Here is a 12,577-nt window from a genome sequence, read left to right as displayed (position 1 = left end):
AGGCGTGACACAAGACAATCCAGAAAGCGTTGCGGCACCGGAGCGAACCACAGAGGCGTCGCCGCGCACCGGGTACGACCCGAACGAACAGCGCGCCCGCGTGCGCGAGCGAGTACGGATATTTGAAGAAACCGTCAAAGACATGTGGTGCGGCGAAGTCCCGGTAACTGAAGGCACCCGGCACAACTCCAAGCTCGACTCTTTGATGAAGCATAGGTCACTCAACGCATTCCGGTTTCGATGGTTTGCGCATGCCACGTCCTTTCCAGTCGTCGTGACAATGTTGCCGATGATGACCCTTTACGCGTACGGAACCAGCCTGTTCAGTCACCCCGTTTCGCCGGATGATTTCGATCTTTGGTTATTTTTGCTAACTGGCGTGTTGCTACTGATTGGAGCCAGCATCTATTTTAATTTGCATACGAAGCTCGACATGGAGATTCGCGACTATAATGCCGCCATTGGTAAGCTTGCGCCCAGGATCGACGTGCTGATCACCAACCAGCTAAACGGGGAGAGTTCGGTAGTCAGCGAGAATGCGGCGAAGATTCGAGCCGTGGTATCGCGCCAGGACGACATGAATCAGGTCAGCGAAGGCGTGAAGGACACGATGCGCAGCTGGCGCCGGCTTGAGCGCCTACCGTACTATTTGCGTCATGCATGGGACATGTATTTCGTGGAGGTCAATGATCATCGCGAGCTACCGCGGCACCGCAATTTGAGGGTAGCAAAGTTCATCACACCCGTTCTGCTTATCATGGGAGTCAGTCTTTGGGCGCTCCATGATGCTTTTGCCGTTCTGGTGCGGATCGGTTTCGAGCCTGCAATTACGGCTCTAGGATTACCGCTATCCCAGATAATACTGACACTCCTGCTCACGATTTTCTATGTTCTGTTTTTCGTCTACCGGTACTGGCCACGCGCGCGCAGAGAAGTTTTCTGGTTCGAGCTTCTCACCTGCTTGGTCATGGCAACCTTTCTTGTTGTCATGGTGTTCGGGCTGGCCGCTAAGGATGAAGCCGGAGCACGCGCGGCGCAGCTGCTGTCTCACGTGACCCTGCTGATTGTCGTGGCCGTCCTGATGGGACTCGTCTTTGCCATCATGGCGGATCGTGGCTTCAAGAAGACCGCGCGTATCGCCCCGGTCCAGATTGTGGATGCGCTGAAGACCCATAAAAAATCTGATGTGATGAAGATGTTCGGGTTCAAGCGTGTGGAAGACTATCTTCGGCTACTCGAGGACAGGCGCAACCCCGAAGCCGTTTGGGGCGGATGGACACCCGACCATGAAACAGCGCTGCGCGAAGAACTCCACGCAGAGGGCCACGACGACTACGAGACGGAAGTTCGCATTGCCATGGACCCTGTGATTTATGTTGGAGAGAACGGGAATCGCCGCATTCAGGTTTGTCAGTTCGACCCCACACCGGCTTTCCTGAATGCGATTCCGGAGCTAAGGGCGGCTGGCGGATAAGGCGCGCTTGAAAGTCGGCAGCCAGTAGGCGCTGCGCCGACGATGGGAGTGGGCCGCTTGGGGGCGGGCTTCAGTTCACTTGGGGTCACTGGCTCTGCCCGTATCTATAAGTAAATCTACTCATATCCCCCGATTGCATTTGGCTCAATGAACGGTTTCAGCCGTTTAACCCTATATTCAGCACAACGCGCCATGCTGTCCCCGTGGCAGGCAGTCCGTGCCCGGACAGCCTGCTCTTGTGCTCGGGAGGGGACATGGCGCCGATCAGACATGCGATTTCACGCGTCATGCGTTCGCTGGTTATCAAGTTCACGCTGCTGTGCGGCCTGATCCTGATCCTGGCCACGGCCGCGCTGATGAGCGTGGAGTACTACCTCAAGCGCGCTGAAAACACCGAAACCGGCCTGCAGCATGCACAGATCATCACCGAGTTGTTCGCCACCACGCTTGCCCCGGCCATCGCCAGCGGCGATGCGGGCTTTCTGGTCACGCGCCTGGGCCAGTTTTCCGATCGCGCCGACGTCGACGGTATCTACGCCGTCAATGTGAGCCGCACGGTTCTGGCCGCCGATGGCGATGTGCCGGTCAATCCGGGCATGCGCGCCGCCGACGCGCTGATCCAGTCGGCGCTGGGCGCGGTGGATACGCGCGTCGAGACCATCGGTCAGGACATCCATGTCGCCGCCCCGGCCTTCCATGACGGCCGCGTGGTGGGTGCTATCGTCGTGAAGGTGCCGATTCATGCGGTGGCGCGGCCGGCCGGAGAAATTCTGCGCCGCCAGGTGATGATCGCGCTGGGCGCGCTCCTGGTCTTCCTGCCACTGGTGGCGCTGATGGTGAGCCGCGCGCTGAGCCCGATGCGCAAGCTGATCGAGGCGGCCCGCGCCGCGTCCTCGCGCAATCTGGACATCCGCATCGATATCCGCACCGGCGACGAGCTGGAATTGCTGGCCAACGCGTTCAACCGCATGTTCGCGCGCCTGGAAGCCAGCGTGAAGCGCGTCCATCGGCTGGCCTATGTGGACATGATCACCGAACTGCCCAATCGCGAGCGCTTCCGCAAGGAAGTCGAGCGCGTGACCCGCGAAGCCGAGAACGGGCAGGAAGGCGCGGTGCTCTTTCTCGATCTCGACCGGTTCAAGCGGGTGAATGACTCACTGGGCATCGGCGAAGGTGACCGGCTGCTGGACGCCGTGGCGCGCCGTCTGCGCGAAGCGGCCCGCGGCTGGGATCTCGCTCATGGCGAAGGCGGCTCGGAGCCGTCCATGGTGGCGCGCCTGGGCGGGGACGAGTTTACCGTGCTGTTGCCTCAGCTACGCGATCCGGCTGACGCGGCGCGCCTGGCCCGCCGCATCATCGATTCGATCCGCCGCCCGTTCGAGATTTCCGGCCATCAGGTCTTCCTGGGCCTGTCAGCGGGCATCGCCCTGTTCCCGCGCGATGGCGACGATCCCGAAACCCTGCTGCGCCACGCGGATCTGGCCATGGCGGCGGCCAAGCGCAGCGGCGGCAATGCGTACGAGTATTTCGAATCCTCCATGAACCGCAGCGCGTTCGAGCGCCTGGTGCTGGAAAATGAACTGCGTGAAGCGGTGCGCGACGATCAGCTGGTGGTCTTCTATCAGCCCAAGATCAGCTTTGCCGACGGGTCCATCGCCGGCTCCGAGGCGCTGGTGCGCTGGCGCCACCCCACGGCGGGCATGCTGGCACCGGGTGCGTTCATCCAGGCCGCCGAGGAATGCGGGCTGATCGGCGAGATCGGCGACTGGGTGCTGCGCCGCGCCTGCCGCGACGCCCAGGCCCTGCGCGCCAGCGGCCTGACCAAGCCGGTGGCGGTGAATGTCTCGGCCATGCAGTTCGAGAGCGAGCACTTCGCCCGCAGCGTCATGGATGCGCTGGAGCAATCGGGCCTGCCGCCCGAGCTTCTGGAGCTGGAACTGACCGAGTCCACAGCCATGCGCGACCCCGAGCGCGTCATCGCCCAGATCGCCCCGCTGCGCGAGATGGGCGTGACCTTCGCCATTGACGATTTTGGCACCGGCCATTCCAGCCTGTCCTATCTGACACGCATGCCGTTCGATGTGTTCAAGATCGACCAGAGTTTCGTGCGCAACATGATGGACGACGAACATGCGCGCATCGTGGTCGAGACGATTCTGGCCATGGCCCGCTCGCTCAAGCTCAAGACCGTCGCCGAGGGCGTGGAAACGGCCGAGCAATATGCCGCCCTGCGCAATCTGGGTGCCACGCTGGCACAGGGTTATCTGTTCGCCCGGCCCATGCCGCTGGACGAGTTCGAGCGCTTCTCCGCACCTGGCACCAAAGCCGCTCAGATCGCCGGATAGGCACCCGGCACGGCCATGGACGCGGTGACGCGCGCCTGACACGCCTGTGTCATTGCAGCAACGCTCAAATTCTTTCTCGAATTTAATTGAACAAAACCGGGGAGATGTGGCACATTTGCAAGTGCGGACCTCGAACGGACCGCTCCTGGCGCCAACGTCCCCCCGCGTGCGTCGCCAGGCTTGAAGCCGGAACCCCTCCCGGCCACGACCTCGCACCCTCACCCCGGGGTGCGAACGCAGCGCCCGGCGGCCCCCCCAGCCGCCGGGCGCGCCATTTCCAGAGCCCGCGACATCCCCTGCATCTGTCAAACCGGTTCCCGGCGCGCATGGAAACGCGCTAGAAGGCGGCCATGACCCATCCCCATTCCCAGGGCGGCGGCGAAGACGAGATCGCCCGCCTGCTCGATGAAATCCCGCTTTTGTTCAAGGCCCGCGCCTTCGCTGAGTCGCTGGGCGATCCGGCCTTTTTCTCGCGCCTGGGCGAGCGGCTCGACAGCCGCGAACAGGCGCTGGCGCGCGCCTATCTCGACGGGCTGGGCTTTCCCGAAGCTGAGCCGGCCTTGCTGGGTGACTGGGCCGACGCTGCAGGCGTGGCCGAAACGCTGGACCAGAACCCGGCCGCCTGGGAGGCTGAGGAAATGCTGCGTGCGGCCCTGACCGGTCAGGTGCTCGAGCGCCTCGACGAAGAGGCGGTCAACGCCGCCTTCTCGCTGGTACAGGCGCGCATCGCCGACCATGCCCGCGAAGCCGCCGAGGCCAGCGCCGCCATGGACGATGTCTATGACGAGACCGTTGTGAACGCCGCCGCCGGAGGGCTCATCCAGGCCGCCCATGGCGCCGTGCTGGTGCTGCTGGCCGAGGCCGAGGACGACCAGCCGCCCCATCCCTTCCTCGCGCGCTGGCGGCTCTATGTGCGCGGACGCTGGCCGGTGGCGGTATCGGGTGCCAGCTACAACATCCTGTGACCGCAAAGAGGATTTGCCCATGCGCGCGCTGACCCTGGCGACGTGGAATATCAATTCGGTCCGCCTGCGCGCGCCCCAGATCGCCCGTTTCGCCGCCGAGGCGTCGCCCGACATCATCTGCCTGCAGGAGATCAAATGCCTGGAGGATCAATTCCCCTACGCCGCCTTCGCCGAGATGGGCTATCCCCACGCGGCTGTCACCGGCCAGAAGGGCATGCACGGCGTCGCGACCGTCTCGCGCCTGCCTGTCGAGGCGCTAGAGCCCCATGCCGTCTGCCCCAAGGCCGAGGCGCGCTATCAGCGCGTGAAGATTGACGGGCTCGAAATCCTCAATTTCTACATCCCTGCCGGCGGCGACGAGCCGGACCCGGAGATCAATCCGCGCTTCCGCCACAAGCTCGACTTTCTCGACGCGCTGGAGACCTATCTCGCCGGCCGGCGCGACGATCCCGGCGCGCGCGTTCTGGTCGGCGATCTCAACATCGCGCCTCTCGAGCATGATGTCTGGTCGCACAAACAGCTCCTCAACGTGATCTCCCACACCCCGGTGGAAACCGATGCGCTCGAACGCATCCGCATGGCGGGCGGGTTCGCCGATGCGCCCCGTGCGCTGGTCCCGGAACCGGAGAAGCTGTTCACCTGGTGGAGCTACCGCAATCGCGACTGGCGCGCGTCCAATCGCGGCCGCCGCCTGGATCATATCTGGGTCAATGGCGATCTCGAGGCGGCGGCAATGGCGCCGGGCCGCGCGGGCTTCAAGGTCTGGGAAGACTGCCGCGACTGGGACAAGCCTTCCGACCATGCGCCGGTGACGCTGCAACTGCGCTAGAGCGCAGTCGGAAAAGTGACTCCCGATTTTCGGATAAATTACGCTCTAACGCTGCGGCACCGCGCGGGCATAGTCGGCGACCTGTTCCCCGTTGACGCTCGCCTCGCCCGTCTGGCGGAAGCCGGTCTTTTCCAGCACCCGGCGTGAGGCGGCGAGATGAGCGGGCGTACGCGCGCGCACCGATTTCACGTTTCGGTCAGCGAACGCCCAGCCCAGCAGCCCCTCCACCGCCTCGGTGGCCAGGCCCTGCTCGCGGAAGCTGGGCAGCATGGCGTAGCTGATCTCGATCGCCCCGTCAGAACCCGGCGCGCCGTGAAACCCGCCCGCGCCCACGGCCCGGTCGGGGCCGCCCTGCACCGGCATCAGGAACACCCAGCCATGCCAGCCGGCCTCGCCCGGTGCGGCAGTCAGCGCGTCCAGCGACCGGTCCATGGAAAAATGGCCTCTGAGCTCCGGCGGCCAGGCGGCTTCGCGCCGGGCGCGCAGGGCGGTGAAGAAGGCATCCCGGTCGTGCCGCTGCAAATGCGCCAGAACAGCGTCCAGCGCCACCAGGCGCAGGCGTTCGGTCCGCACCTCAATCTGCGCTCCAGACCCGGTCATGCCTCAGCTCCGCCCAGCCCCACGCCTCGCAAGGCTTTGTATCGTAGCGCCGCGCGCGGAAGTCTCTCAAAACTTTTGTGACACACGCCCATGCGTCCGCCCTGATCCACGGCGCGCCGCACCGCTGTAACCGTCAGCCCGCTGCACGCGCGCACGCCACCTACATCTGCATGGTCCAGCCTTCCACGCCCATCGCCGCCTGTCGAATCGCTTCCGACAGGGTCGGGTGGGGGTGGGAGGTGCGGGCCACGTCTTCCGACGAGGCGCGGAACTCCATGGCCAGCGCCAGCTCGGCGATCATCTCGCCCGCGTGCGGGCCAATGATATGGGCACCCAGAATCTCGTCCGTCTTCGCATCGGCGATGATTTTCACCATGCCGTCGGTCTGGTGGATGGTGCGCGCGCGCGAATTGGCCATGAACGGGAACTGGCCGGTCTTGTAATCGCGGCCCTGCTCCTTCACCTGCTCCTCGGTGTACCCGACCGCGGCGATTTCCGGATAGGTGTAGACCACGTTGGGCGTGGCCAGATAATTCACATGCCCCGCCTTGCCCGCGATCAGCTCGGCACAGGCCGCGCCGTCGTCCTCGGCCTTGTGGGCCAGCATGGGCCCGTAGGTCGCATCGCCGATCACCCACACGCCGTCGGCGGACGTCCGGAAGTGCTCGTTGGGGATGAAGCCGCGCGTGTCGGTCTCGATCCCCACCGTGTCCAGGCCCAGCCCGTGCGTGTAGGGCCGGCGGCCAATGCTCACCAGCACCACATCGGCCTCATGGCTCTGGGCATCACCGCCCGCAGCCGCCTCGGTCTTTACCGTCAGGCCGGCCTTGCCGGTCTCCACGGCGGTGACCTTGCGCGCCAGCTGGAATTTGATGCCCTGCTTTTCAAAAATCTTGCGCGCAGCTTTGGACACCGCCCCGTCCATGCCCGGCAGGACCCGGTCGAGATATTCCACCACGGTCACGTCCGAGCCCAGCCGGCGCCAGACCGAGCCCAGCTCCAGCCCGATCACGCCCGCACCGATCACGGTGAGTTTTTTGGGAACGGACGCCAGCTCCAGCGCGCCGGTGGAGGAGACGATACGCGCCTCGTCAATCTCCACGCCCGGCAGCGGCGTCACGTCAGAGCCCGTGGCAATGACGATATGGCGGGTTTCCAGCGTCTGCGCCTCGCCGTCGTCTGGCGTGACCGTCACCTTGCCCTTGCCTGCGATCGCGCCGGTTCCGTGGAACACGGTGACCTTGTTTTTCTTCATCAGAAAGGCGACGCCGTCGGTGAGCCCCTTCACCGCCGCATCCTTGCGCGCCATCATCTTTTTGAGATCCAGCGACAACGCGCCCACGCCAATGCCCATATCGGCAAAGTGCGTCCCGGCCTCTTCATACATTTCCGACGCATGCAGCAGTGCCTTGGACGGGATGCAGCCCACATTCAGGCAGGTGCCGCCCAGCGTCTTGCGCTTCTCGATCAGGGCGGCCTTGAGGCCCAGCTGGCCGGCGCGGATGGCACAGTTATAGCCGCCGGGGCCGCCCCCGATGATGATCACGTCAAATTTGTCAGCCATGGCTTGGCGGGCCTTTCTTTAAAGGGCGCCGGGCGATGGGTGCGGGGAGGGGCCGGGCGCTGTTGGCCGCACCCTACTCCCCCGCGCGCGTGCGTCAACGCGATCATGAAGGCGGCGGCGGGCGCTAGCGCAGCGCCCCGATTTGCGCGAGGGACACCGCCTGCTCACGCACGGCGGCACCGGTATTGTCACGGATTTCCAGATTGAGGCTCCCGCCCTCCCAGTCGATGGCCACCACACCATAGTTTTCCGGAGCGAACATGTCGCCGATCCGGTGCGGGCCCGGCTCGGTGTTTTCATCGCGGAACGACATGTTCAGCGAGGAGGAGGTGATCTCGTACAGCGGGTAATCGATCAGGTCCTCACGCACATACAGACCGGACGAATGCCGGTCGCCCGACACCAGCACCACGCCATTGGCCCGGGTCTCGCCGATCAGGCTGTAAAGCCGGTCACGCTCGCGCGGCATCGTGCGCCAGGCTTCCCAGCCATGGCCGTCGGCATGAACCTGGATGGATGACACGATCAGGCGCACTTCGGCCGGGACCTGAAGCTGCGTTTCCAGCCAGGCCCACTGCTGCGCGCCCAGCATGTCCTGGTTCGGATCGTCGCTGGGCACATAGCGTTCACGCCCGACCGCACCGCGCTCGTCGGTGGGGGTCAGATCAGAGCGGAACCAGCGGGTGTCGAGCAGGATCACCTGCACACGCTGGCCGTCGGGGCCGAACACATGGGCGTCGTAAATGCCCTCGCGCGTGCGGCGCACATCGTCCTCGCCCGCGCCGAAGAAATCGAGGAAGAGGCGCTCGGCGAAGCCCTTGAAGGGAAACGCGCGGCCCATATCGTTCATGCCGTAGTCGTGGTCGTCCCACACTTCCAGCATGGGCAAGGCGGCGCGCAGGCGCTGGAACTCCGGCCGGGCGGCCAGCTGGTGATAGGCCGCGCGCAGTTCTGGCAGGGTCGCATCATAGGCGCGCGCGTCGCCATAGACATTGTCGCCGCCATAAATGAACAGGTCATGGCCCCCGTCCGCGATCACGTTGAGGATCGGGATCTCGCGCTCGGGCGTGTTACACGACCCGAAGGCGATGGAGGTCAGCGCCCGGTCGGAACCCGGCAAGGCCGGCCCGGCGGGCGCGCGCGGCACATCATACTCAAGCTGGTCATAGAAGGGCTCCAGCGCCGCCCAGGGCGTGCGCGGGGCTTCGCTCAGCCCGGCCTCGCGCATCATCTGCGGCGTCGGCGGCGGCGTGTCGCGCGCCGGGTCCAGAGCCACCGGCTCGCTGCATGCAGCCAGGGCAAGCGCCAGCGGCGCGGTGAAACCGGCCAGACGGGCGAGGCGGGTCAGACGGCGGGACATGGGCGAAGCTCCTGTTACACGCGGGATCCGCCCCTGATACGCCATGCCTGCGTCAGGTCAATGACGGCCTGCCCCGTCATCCCGCCCGTCACCCCGCCACCACGTCCCACATCAGGCGGCCGGGCAGGAAGCTGAACGCGCCGGGGATCATCAAGGCGCCCAGATACAGGGCCAGCACCGAGTTGCGGTGACGGCTGACCAGGCCCTTGCGTGCCTGGATAATCAGACCGGCGATGCCGAACACAGTCAGCGGCACGAAGAGGTGCAGCCAGCTGAAACTGCCGCTATGCCGGATGAAGATGGCCGTGACCGCCACGGTCAGCATCAGCCCGACCCAGACATAGCCCAGCTGGCGGTGGGGCAGCGTGCCCTTGGGCGCGATCAGCTGCACCGCGCCCAGCAGCACCGCAGCGATGGCGGCGCCGGCGTGCAGCTGGATATGCCAGGGTGCGGCCAGGAAGGCGTCGATATTCATGTCAGGTCTCCGTAGTCGATTACACCCGCGCTCATGCGGCGGGCCGGATCTCACCTGACAGTGCGGGACGGCGCCGGAAACCGGCCTTTCGCGAAGGGGCTGAAAGCCGTCGTGAATGGCGCTATGGCTGTCATTCACGCTTCGCGAACGGGAGGGGTCGCCAGGATGATCAGCCGGGACCGGCTTGTGAAAACCGTCCGCGAAGCGGGGGTGCTCATCGCCATCGGGACGTTTCTGGCCGTGCTGGGCCCCTATGGCACGCAGGCCTTCGGCTGGCCGCTGGTCTGGGTCTACTGGACCGGGTTGATCCTGCTCGGCGGGATCAGCGGCCATCTGGGCGTCCGCCTCATGCGGCGCCTGCGCCCGGATGGGCCGGACGGGATCTGGTTCGCCGGCGCCGCCGTGCTCCTGTCCGTGCCGGTAACCGCCATGGTGTTCGCCATTGATGCCGTGCGCAGCGGCGCGCCGGACTGGCCGAACCTGCCCCTGCTCGCCGTCTTCGTGCTGGTGATCGCCGCCGCCATGACCGGCATCAGCTATCTGCGCCACCGCCAGACCCTCATCATGGCGGCGCGCACGCAAGACCAGGCGGGCACCGGCGCTGCGTCCCCGGCCTCCGCCTCACCCGCCCTCCTCGACAAGCTGCCCGTGCGCCTGCGCCGCGCCGATATCTTGTGGATGAGCGCCGAGGATCATTATCTGCGCGTGCGCACCAAGGCGGGCGAGGCGCTGATCCTGATGCGCCTGTCGGACGCGGCCGCCGCCTGCGCGGCCCTCGACGGCGCCCGCACCCACCGCTCCTGGTGGGTGGCCCGCGCGGCTGTCGCCGATGCGAGGAAAGGCGATGGCCGCGGCGTGCTGATCCTGACCGACGGCAGCGAGGCTCCGGTCAGCCGCAGCTACTACCCGGCGCTGAAGGAGGCGGGGTGGTTTTGAGGCCGGGAAGGGGGACTGAACCGGCCCGGTGCCGTCAGGGCCATGAATCCGTCCGTCTTGACCCCTTAAAGCGCACGCTTGACCCCGTCAGGCACCCTATTGAACACATGCCGGGACAGTTTCGACACCTGAATCGGGCATGACAGGGCTTGTATCGCCGCGCCGTCCCGCCCTGTTATCCCCGCCTGGCTCAGGGCGTCAGCGCGTGGACAAGCGGCGCACGATTGACCGCCCAGTCCGCCTTCGACTGCGCCCAGACATCCGTCAGACTGCCCGGAAAACCCGGTATCTGCGCACTTTCGCCGGTATTGACCGAGCCCAGCTTGCGCGCCACGGCGGCCGAATTGACATTTTCCGGCGCAATGAGGTGAATCACCCGCTCCCAGCCCAGCCGGTCAAAGACGAAATCCAGTGCTGCGCCAGCCGCTTCCGGCCCATAGCCCTGGCCCCAGTGGCGGCGCAGGATCGACCATCCGACCTCCGGCGCGGGCCATTCATGCGGGTTCCAGGGCCCCACCCGGCCGACCCAGTCTCCGGTGGCCCTGTCTTCCACCGAGAAAAATCCGTAGCCGCGGATCATCCAGTGACCCATCAGCATGGCCATGGAGCGCCAGGTCAGCGCCGGTTCGGTCGCGCCGCCAATGTGCCGGGCTGTTTGCTCATCACCCATCAGGGCGCAAAGCCCTGCAAAGTCCGCCTCTTGCGGCGGACGCAGGCGCAGGCGCGCGGTCTCCAGAACCGGTCCGTCCAGCATGGCGGCATCCTCCCCGGCAGTACATGCTGCCTGCCAGACTCGCCCCGCCCGCCGCCAGACGCAAGCGCCTAGTCAAGGGTGGCCAGCACCTCCTGCGCGCTCACCCGGACCGCATAGCCGCGATCCGATCCCAGCCCGCCCTCATGCCAGAACTTGCCGGCGACAGTCCCGTCCCGGCGGATGGCGATCGCCACAGGATAGGGCACGCCATGGGCGCGGTGGCGCGGTTCGGCATAGATCGGGTCGCGCACGTCAAACGCATCGATCACGGCGCTGTCCGCGTCCGACAACAGGGTCATCGTCAGCTCGCGCCGCTCGGCGGCGGCGGCCAAAGTCCCGGCATTGTCGTAGGTTAGCACGGCCAGACCCCAGCCAGCCGCCTCGAACGCCTCGGCGGACACCTGCAGCTCGAGGGTCTGGGCGATGCAGATCGGGCACCAGTCCAGCGACCGGTTGAAATAGATCACCGCGCCCCGCGGCCCCGCGATATCGGCCAGCGTGCGCATCTGGCCATCCGCATCGGGCAAAGCAAAATCAGGCGCTTGGGACCCGATTGCCGGGCCAAACCCTGCCGCCGCCTCACGCGCCAGCTCGGCAGGATCCGGATTGGCGGCGGCGAAGGCGGCGGGTGCCGCCAGGCAAACGGCAAGCGCGCACGCGAGCTTGCGAACGACAGTACAGGTGATCATGGAACGGCCCTCCAGCGGGTCAGGATTGATGCCCGCCACTGTGCCGCGGCGTGCGGGCCAGAAAAAGGCGCCTCAACGTGTTGTGAGACAGTCGTGATGGCGGCCCTTGCCCGGCCCGGCCATGCGGGCCAGTCTGACAATGTGCCAAGCTGAAAGCCCCGATATGCCCTTCGATCACGTATCCGGTTCCGGCGGTGCCCCGCGCAATGTGCTGGGCGGGCCGCTGGCTGATTGCAGCCACGATCCGAAGACCGGCTTCTACCGCGATGGCTGCTGCCATACCGGGCCGGAGGATCGCGGCGTCCATACCGTCTGCGCGGTGCTCACCGAGGATTTCCTGAAATCTTCCATGAGCCGCGGCAATGATCTGTCCACGCCGCGCCCCGAGTTCGATTTCCCCGGCCTGCGCCCCGGCGACCGCTGGTGCCTGTGCGCCGCACGCTGGCTGGAAGCGTTCGAAGCCGGCTGCGCGCCCCGGGTCGATCTGGCAGCGACCCATGCCCGTACGCTGGCCATCGTGCCGCTGGAGGCGCTGACCGCCCACGCGGTGGATCGCCAGTGACACACGGATCGAGCTTGCCGAAGG

Annotated in this window: 12 protein-coding genes; 6 read left to right on the top strand and 6 right to left on the bottom strand. The window is 65.9% G+C overall.

What is annotated here, in order from left to right; genetic code table 11:
* Positions 1-4: 4 nt before the first annotated feature.
* The 4 genes from L2D00_12725 to L2D00_12710 all read left to right on the top strand — a co-directional run bounded on the left by L2D00_12725 (position 5) and on the right by L2D00_12710 (position 5,613).
* A complete protein-coding gene (locus L2D00_12725; protein WBQ12702.1) occupies positions 5-1,474 on the top strand; it encodes a hypothetical protein in 1,470 nt (489 codons plus the stop codon).
* 254 nt (positions 1,475-1,728) lie between these two features.
* The gene (locus L2D00_12720) at positions 1,729-3,819 is read left to right on the top strand and encodes an EAL domain-containing protein (protein WBQ12701.1); all 2,091 of its coding nucleotides are present in this window, start codon (positions 1,729-1,731) and stop codon (positions 3,817-3,819) included.
* 350 nt (positions 3,820-4,169) lie between these two features.
* The gene (locus L2D00_12715) at positions 4,170-4,784 is read left to right on the top strand and encodes a hypothetical protein (GenBank protein ID WBQ12700.1); all 615 of its coding nucleotides are present in this window, start codon (positions 4,170-4,172) and stop codon (positions 4,782-4,784) included.
* A gap of 19 nt (positions 4,785-4,803) precedes the next feature.
* Entirely contained in the window at positions 4,804-5,613 is an 810-nt protein-coding gene (locus L2D00_12710; protein ID WBQ12699.1) for an exodeoxyribonuclease III, read from the top strand.
* A 45-nt stretch (positions 5,614-5,658) separates the two neighbouring features.
* Here the strand turns inward: L2D00_12710 and L2D00_12705 are convergent, their stop codons facing one another.
* The 4 genes from L2D00_12705 to L2D00_12690 all read right to left on the bottom strand — a co-directional run bounded on the left by L2D00_12705 (position 5,659) and on the right by L2D00_12690 (position 9,612).
* On the bottom strand, positions 5,659-6,213 hold the full coding sequence (locus tag L2D00_12705; protein WBQ12698.1) for a GNAT family N-acetyltransferase: 555 nt from the start codon (positions 6,211-6,213) through the stop codon (positions 5,659-5,661).
* A gap of 160 nt (positions 6,214-6,373) precedes the next feature.
* Positions 6,374-7,777, bottom strand: a complete 1,404-nt coding sequence (gene lpdA, locus L2D00_12700) for a dihydrolipoyl dehydrogenase (protein WBQ12697.1) — start codon at positions 7,775-7,777, stop codon at positions 6,374-6,376.
* Positions 7,778-7,901: 124 nt separating this feature from the next.
* A complete protein-coding gene (locus L2D00_12695) occupies positions 7,902-9,137 on the bottom strand; it encodes an alkaline phosphatase family protein (GenBank protein ID WBQ12696.1) in 1,236 nt (411 codons plus the stop codon).
* A gap of 88 nt (positions 9,138-9,225) precedes the next feature.
* Complete coding sequence (locus L2D00_12690; protein ID WBQ12695.1) at positions 9,226-9,612, bottom strand: DUF2306 domain-containing protein; 387 nt, start codon at positions 9,610-9,612, stop codon at positions 9,226-9,228.
* Positions 9,613-9,777: 165 nt separating this feature from the next.
* Here L2D00_12690 and L2D00_12685 point away from each other — a divergent pair, with 165 nt between their 5' ends.
* On the top strand, positions 9,778-10,548 hold the full coding sequence (locus L2D00_12685) for a LytTR family transcriptional regulator (protein WBQ12694.1): 771 nt from the start codon (positions 9,778-9,780) through the stop codon (positions 10,546-10,548).
* Positions 10,549-10,738: 190 nt separating this feature from the next.
* On the opposite strand, the gene L2D00_12680 is transcribed toward L2D00_12685, so the two are convergent.
* Entirely contained in the window at positions 10,739-11,302 is a 564-nt protein-coding gene (locus tag L2D00_12680) for a GNAT family N-acetyltransferase (GenBank protein ID WBQ12693.1), read from the bottom strand.
* Positions 11,303-11,370: 68 nt separating this feature from the next.
* Positions 11,371-11,991 (bottom strand): peroxiredoxin family protein, encoded by a 621-nt coding sequence (locus L2D00_12675; GenBank protein ID WBQ12692.1) that lies wholly within the window; start codon positions 11,989-11,991, stop codon positions 11,371-11,373.
* 163 nt (positions 11,992-12,154) lie between these two features.
* On the opposite strand from L2D00_12675, the gene L2D00_12670 reads away from it, so the two are divergent.
* A complete protein-coding gene (locus L2D00_12670) occupies positions 12,155-12,553 on the top strand; it encodes a DUF2237 domain-containing protein (protein WBQ12691.1) in 399 nt (132 codons plus the stop codon).
* Positions 12,554-12,577 lie beyond the last annotated feature (24 nt).

Source organism: Hyphomonadaceae bacterium BL14 (assembly GCA_027627705.1).
Lineage (GTDB): Bacteria > Pseudomonadota > Alphaproteobacteria > Caulobacterales > Maricaulaceae > Oceanicaulis.
The sequence above is the reverse complement of the archived record's forward strand: the minus strand, read 5'-3'. Positions and strand labels throughout refer to the sequence as shown.

Bases quoted from the DNA above. Each gene is read 5' to 3' on its own strand.
- L2D00_12675 (WBQ12692.1), bottom strand. From the start codon at position 11,991: ATGATCACCTGTACTGTCGTTCGCAAGCTCGCGTGCGCGCTTGCCGTT.
- L2D00_12690 (WBQ12695.1), bottom strand. From the start codon at position 9,612: ATGAATATCGACGCCTTCCTGGCCGCACCCTGGCATATCCAGCTGCAC.
- lpdA (WBQ12697.1), bottom strand. From the start codon at position 7,777: ATGGCTGACAAATTTGACGTGATCATCATCGGGGGCGGCCCCGGCGGC.
- L2D00_12670 (WBQ12691.1), top strand. From the start codon at position 12,155: ATGCCCTTCGATCACGTATCCGGTTCCGGCGGTGCCCCGCGCAATGTG.
- L2D00_12715 (WBQ12700.1), top strand. From the start codon at position 4,170: ATGACCCATCCCCATTCCCAGGGCGGCGGCGAAGACGAGATCGCCCGC.
- L2D00_12720 (WBQ12701.1), top strand. From the start codon at position 1,729: ATGGCGCCGATCAGACATGCGATTTCACGCGTCATGCGTTCGCTGGTT.
- L2D00_12705 (WBQ12698.1), bottom strand. From the start codon at position 6,213: ATGACCGGGTCTGGAGCGCAGATTGAGGTGCGGACCGAACGCCTGCGC.
- L2D00_12685 (WBQ12694.1), top strand. From the start codon at position 9,778: ATGATCAGCCGGGACCGGCTTGTGAAAACCGTCCGCGAAGCGGGGGTG.
- L2D00_12680 (WBQ12693.1), bottom strand. From the start codon at position 11,302: ATGCTGGACGGACCGGTTCTGGAGACCGCGCGCCTGCGCCTGCGTCCG.
- L2D00_12695 (WBQ12696.1), bottom strand. From the start codon at position 9,137: ATGTCCCGCCGTCTGACCCGCCTCGCCCGTCTGGCCGGTTTCACCGCG.
- L2D00_12710 (WBQ12699.1), top strand. From the start codon at position 4,804: ATGCGCGCGCTGACCCTGGCGACGTGGAATATCAATTCGGTCCGCCTG.